Source organism: Zhongshania sp. (genome assembly GCF_041584495.1).
Lineage (GTDB): Bacteria > Pseudomonadota > Gammaproteobacteria > Pseudomonadales > Spongiibacteraceae > Spongiibacter.
Genome location: NZ_JBFHDY010000173.1, coordinates 1 through 5172, shown reverse-complemented (window position 1 = coordinate 5172; position 5172 = coordinate 1). Strand labels below are relative to the sequence as shown.

Genomic DNA, 5172 nt, shown 5'->3' with positions numbered 1-5172 from the left:
GGATTCGGCGGCATTTCAATCCATTCCCAGGGTATGCATCTCAGTCGCGGATACCGAAGACGCGCATACCGCTGCACCCGCAGGCCTGTTGCTCAACGATTTTCCGGTGGGTTCACAGGCCGGGCCAGGCGGTCTGCCTGCCAGGCTCGGCAGCGTGACAGTCGACGTGCCGGTAACGACATTGGATCAGGTCTTCGTACCGGTGGTGACTATCACAGGTGATGACAAGGTATTGGCGGGTATTCCGAGCATGGAATCCATCACCGTGACGGATACTGATGCCGGTGGGCCACTGGATGTTACGGCCGTGGCCTATTTCGGTGTTGGTGTCCAAAGGGGCGGAGACATGATTCTGGTTGATGACCAGGTAACCGCACTGGTTGAGGGCACGCATACCGCCAACCCGAATCTGGAAAATGCGCGCTACCTATTGGCGGGAGTCGGCGAGCGATTGCAGGATGGGGACCAGGTAGGGCTGCTATTTTTTCAGCGGCATGTTCAATACAGTGCTGTCGTTAATCCAATGACGGTGGGTGGTTTGACGGGGCTTGTCGGTTTTATTGGGGACGCAGAGCTACCGCCTGTTTTAAGTGCGGTGGATCCGGTTACCGGCGCACTCAACCCGCCTAACCCGTATCAGGTGGATGCGGTGGGTGTTGAAATTCCGATTATCGATCTTGGCCGTCATCCTAATGCGATTTTAAGCCAGTAAGCCAATGTCCTCATGACGACGAGCACCGATAAATAGGCTTTGCAAAGGGCGTTTAAGCGCGGGCTGCTTGTTGACGCTGAGCATTCCGATAATTAGGTATCTGCTGCAAGCCTATCAAGGAGAATGCCTTGAAACTCGACTTACCGATGCTTGATACTGCCTTTATCAGCTCCCCTTTCGATCACTGGGCATCTTACCGCGCACACGCCCCGCTATTCTTTAGTGCGGAAAATGGTTTCTGGGTGGCATCCCGCTATGAAGATGTCGAAGCCCTGTTGCGCAACACTAGTGTATTTTCGTCTGCGAGTGGCCCTGGCGGTGATCACACTTATGAAAACAATCACTCCCCTCAGGACACCGCAGGATTCCTGCCGCTGCTGCAAAATGATCCGCCAGAACACACGCGCCTTCGCAGCTTGATGTCAAAAAGCTTCACATCGCGCCGCATTGCTGCGCTAGAAAAGCCAATGCATACAATGGCTGAGAATCTGCTGGAAGGGCTGTTGGCAAAGCTTGAACGTGATGGCCAAGCCGATTTATACGCAGATTATGCGAGTCCGCTACCAGTGAATGTGATCGCTACACTCCTCGGTATACCAGAAGCATTCTATGAGCGTCTGGCCTTTTGGAATCAGGCGCTCGGAATGGGCAGCAACCCCGATACCCAGGGTAGTTTGACCAATGAAATGGACGAGGCGCTCGCTGCAGTAATCGTTGAGAAACGGGAAACACCGGGGGACGATTTGATCTCGGCCTTAGTCGCGATTGCCGATGAAGAGGGGCAACGGCTACGCGCCCATGAGTTGCTAGGCTTTTGCAAGCTGTTATGGATTGCGGGCAACGAGACGACGACCAATCTGATTTGTAATGCCGCGTTATTTTTGCAATCTCACCCAGAGATACTGCAGCAACTGCGGGATGACAAAAGCCTGATCGACGCATTTGTCGAAGAAGCCTTGCGCCTAGAGGGGCCGGTCAACGGCTTGTTCCGGCGCTTAGCTCACGATTATAACTACAAAGGATGCGAACTTAAGGAGGGTGATAATGTGTGGTTGCTTTTTGGCTCTGCCAACAGGGATGAATCGATTTTTCCCGATGCTGCCCAATTCAAACTTACACGCAAAGAAGCGCAGCATCTCGCCTTGGGCAAGGGTATTCACTTTTGTATGGGTGCGCCACTGGCACGCATGGAGGCACGAGTTGCCTTCGAGCATTTAGTGGGTGTTATGCATCGCTTCAAAATTGATGATAAAGGTGGAAAGCGCATTCCAGTAGCGATATTGAGGGGCTGGCTGTCAATGCCGGTGGCGCCGGTAACTGAATGATAATCCATCAAGTTAAAACCAGGCTATCCAATAGCTATGTGGTCGTTTACCCAGAAAAATTGCTGGTGTTTGATGTCGCGGTAAAGTGCCACGCGTATGTTTTAGGTTATGTAGAAAGTGTTTTGGAACGCTCAATTAGTGACATCCGACTTGCTACTTGCACCCATGACGACCCTGATCACATTGGTGGCATTTCGGCGCTGGCTGTTGCGAGCGGTTCTAGCGTGGCCCTTCCACTGGCGGCGGGTGAATTCGTACGTAAAATACGAGGAGATCCGTTAGGGCCATTTTTCCGGATTGGTTCGTCGTTTCGAGAGGCATTCCGTGCGCGCGCTTGGCAAATGTATCTAAGTGCGGAGCGCACTCGGCAGGCGCGTGAACAACCATGCTGGCAAGGGCGTGTCGACAAAGTCGCGACATTTCCCAGTGACGCTTTGCGCCTAAAACATGGAGACAAGCTACCAGGGTTCGACGACTGGTCGGTTATTCACACACCGGGGCATACATGGGATTCGATTTGTTTTTGGCATGCCGAAAGTGGCAGCCTCGTGACAGGAGATACGCTGCTTGGTAGTGGTGAAAACGCGGTGCCGCCGGCAATTTATGCCAATCCTTCTCAAACTCGGCGCACCCTTAGGCTTATTGATGACCTCGGTGTAAGTAAATTGTATCCGGGACACGGCAGTGTCATTTCTATGCAAGCAACAGGTCAATTTAATGCCATATAGCAGACAAGCGAGAATTTAAACTAGAAGTCAGAAGTTATTGTATCGCGCGCTGCTCAGTGCATCGCTGCGTTCTTTCAGTTCGGGAATTGCGGCTGAGAAATCCATCGCAGTGAGTGTCAAGCAGCTAAAGCCCTAGGAATGATAGAGACCGAGGATTCACCTTCGAACGCGGCGGAAATTTTGGGTCGCATCATTAAGAAAATAATAACACGACGAGCGTATGGTTTTAGGAACTTTGAGAATTATCGATTACGAGTGCAGGTCCACTGCGGGTGAGGCGGGATTATAAGCAGGGTTTAATGAGTGCCATCCCCTGTTTATTGGGTAGAGCCGAGTCGTTGTGTTGGATATGGCACGCTGTCGCGATTTTTTCGGCGCGCTACACCGATTATGGTGTAGAGCCGGAAAACGTCACGGGGTGTCATTAGGGTCTAAAACCGACAGGCGAAAAAAAACGGCAAGCCAGTAAGTAACTGATTTGCCGTTCTTTAATGTGGTAGCGGGGGCAGGACTCGAACCTGCGACCTTCGGGTTATGAGAAATCCAACAAAATCCTAAGCTACTGTTTTTAAGTTAAAATATTCGAGTCGTCCGTTGTTTTGGGTGTAGTTTGGCATGGCAGAGAACATGTGATCCCCACAAATCTCCCACTGGACCTAAAGTAGCGTTACGTGTGGCATTGGTGAGTGTGCCTGCCTTGCGGAGATTAAGCACTATATTCTCCGCAGTGTATGCGGATGATGCCCTTGCGGATGCGGAGATAAACCGACATAATCCCAGCATAAGGTGCGGAGATTATGACAAGGTACATCCACGAACTTTCCGGCTGGCCCAGCTTCAGCTTCGATGAAGCCATCATCGCGGAGCGGCTGCCCGCTGTTTCCCGCAAGCAGGGTCGTCTGCTCGGGAGGATGGAATCCCTCGGTTTTGATTTACGGCAGGAAGCCGAGCTCTACACGCTGACTGAAGATGTGCTGCGGACCAGCGAAATTGAAGGAGAAATCCTCGACAAGCAGCAGGTACGCTCCTCTATTGCCCGGCATCTGGGAATGGATATTCCGGGTCTGGTCAAAGCTGATCACGCTGTCGAAGGCGTGGTGGAAATGATGCTGGATGCTACCCGGTACTTCGATAAGCCGCTCACCCGCGAGCGCCTGTGCTCCTGGCACGCGGCGCTGTTTCCCACCGGGCGCAGCGGCATGCACAAAATTACGGTTGGGGACTGGCGTAAAGCGGAAGCCGGCCCTATGCAAGTGGTATCCGGCCCAATAGGCCGGGAAACAATCCACTTTGAAGCGCCGGATCCCAAACGATTACCGCAAGAAATGGCGCGATTCCTCGAATGGTTCGAAGCGCCTTTCAAAGGTGACCTCAATCTTAAGGCGGGTATCGCCCACCTCTGGTTTGTCACCATCCACCCCTTCGAAGACGGTAATGGGCGGACGGCGCGAGCGCTGGCAGATATGCAGCTGGCCCGAGCTGAGGGCAGTCCACATCGATTTTACAGTATGTCCGCCGAAATACAGCGGCAGCATAAATCCTATTACGATATTTTAGAAAAGACCCAAAAAGGAAGCCTGGATATCACCTCGTGGCTGGTGTGGTTTCTGGAGGCCCTTCAGGGTGCCATTGATGGTGCGGAGATCATCACTGGAAAAGTGATGGCTAAAGCCAAGTTCTGGTCATGTAACGCAGATCAGAATTTCAACGCCCGCCAACAGAAAATGCTGAACCGCCTGCTGGATGGGTTTGAGGGTAAGCTGACTTCATCCAAGTGGGCAAAAATCTGCAAATGCTCGCAGGATACTGCTACTCGGGATATTAATGATCTTATGGCGCGTGGGTTGCTTGAGAAGGAGCCAGCTGGCGGTAGAAGCACGAGCTATGTTTTGGTTAGCTTGTAATTAATACGCCTCTTCTTTGGAATGAGCTACTCCTTGAGGCGCGGAGTGTCATATTTTAAAGGTTTAAAACCTTTTCAGTTGAAAAGTGAAATGGAATTTTGTATGCGCAAATCAGGGAACACGAAAAACTGGCTTCGTTACTGGCGCAACTCACTCGCAGATGCCGAAGCAGGACGAGGCGCAATAAACAAAAAAAACTTAGGTCTCACATCTCTGTTAATGTTGTTCAATTTCAACAGGGGACGTTACAAAATGACGCCAACTCGGAACTTAACAAAGAAAATTTAAAAACTCTTTTCGCGGGTGAGCCTGAAAAGGGTAAGCGTCCGGCAAACCCACATTGTCTACGGCCGCCAATTATACGGCAGTAGTTCGCTGATCTTTGACGCCCGCTGAGTCGGCAATCTTTCCATTACATCTTTCAAGTAGGCTTGCGGGTTCAGGCCATTTATCTTCGCGGACTGGATTAAGGTCATGACATTAGCCGCACGCTGACCACTGCG

General features: G+C 51.6%; 5 protein-coding genes and 1 pseudogene. 5 read left to right on the top strand and 1 reads right to left on the bottom strand.

The window, feature by feature from the left end:
- From ABYP33_RS17315 to ABYP33_RS17295, 5 genes and pseudogenes are all read left to right on the top strand, one after another.
- Positions 1 to 712: hypothetical protein (locus ABYP33_RS17315; RefSeq protein WP_373092407.1), on the top strand; the 712-nt coding region annotated here is incomplete at its 5' end.
- A gap of 128 nt (positions 713 to 840) precedes the next feature.
- Positions 841 to 2037: a cytochrome P450 gene (locus ABYP33_RS17310; RefSeq protein WP_373092406.1), complete on the top strand. Its 1197-nt coding sequence runs from the start codon at positions 841 to 843 to the stop codon at positions 2035 to 2037.
- Positions 2034 to 2765, top strand: a complete 732-nt coding sequence (locus ABYP33_RS17305) for an MBL fold metallo-hydrolase (protein ID WP_373092404.1) — start codon at positions 2034 to 2036, stop codon at positions 2763 to 2765. The genes ABYP33_RS17310 and ABYP33_RS17305 overlap by 4 nt, the downstream gene beginning before the upstream one ends.
- A gap of 198 nt (positions 2766 to 2963) precedes the next feature.
- A pseudogene (locus tag ABYP33_RS17300) lies at positions 2964 to 3041 on the top strand (transposase); the annotation flags it as partial.
- Positions 3042 to 3562: 521 nt separating this feature from the next.
- On the top strand, positions 3563 to 4669 hold the full coding sequence (locus ABYP33_RS17295) for a Fic family protein (RefSeq protein ID WP_373092403.1): 1107 nt from the start codon (positions 3563 to 3565) through the stop codon (positions 4667 to 4669).
- A 344-nt stretch (positions 4670 to 5013) separates the two neighbouring features.
- Here the strand turns inward: ABYP33_RS17295 and ABYP33_RS17290 are convergent.
- On the bottom strand, positions 5014 to 5172 hold a 159-nt coding region (locus tag ABYP33_RS17290), incomplete at its 5' end, for a transposase domain-containing protein (RefSeq protein WP_373092409.1).

Bases quoted from the DNA above. Each gene is read 5' to 3' on its own strand.
- ABYP33_RS17305 (WP_373092404.1), top strand. From the start codon at position 2,034: ATGATAATCCATCAAGTTAAAACCAGGCTATCCAATAGCTATGTGGTC.
- ABYP33_RS17295 (WP_373092403.1), top strand. From the start codon at position 3,563: ATGACAAGGTACATCCACGAACTTTCCGGCTGGCCCAGCTTCAGCTTC.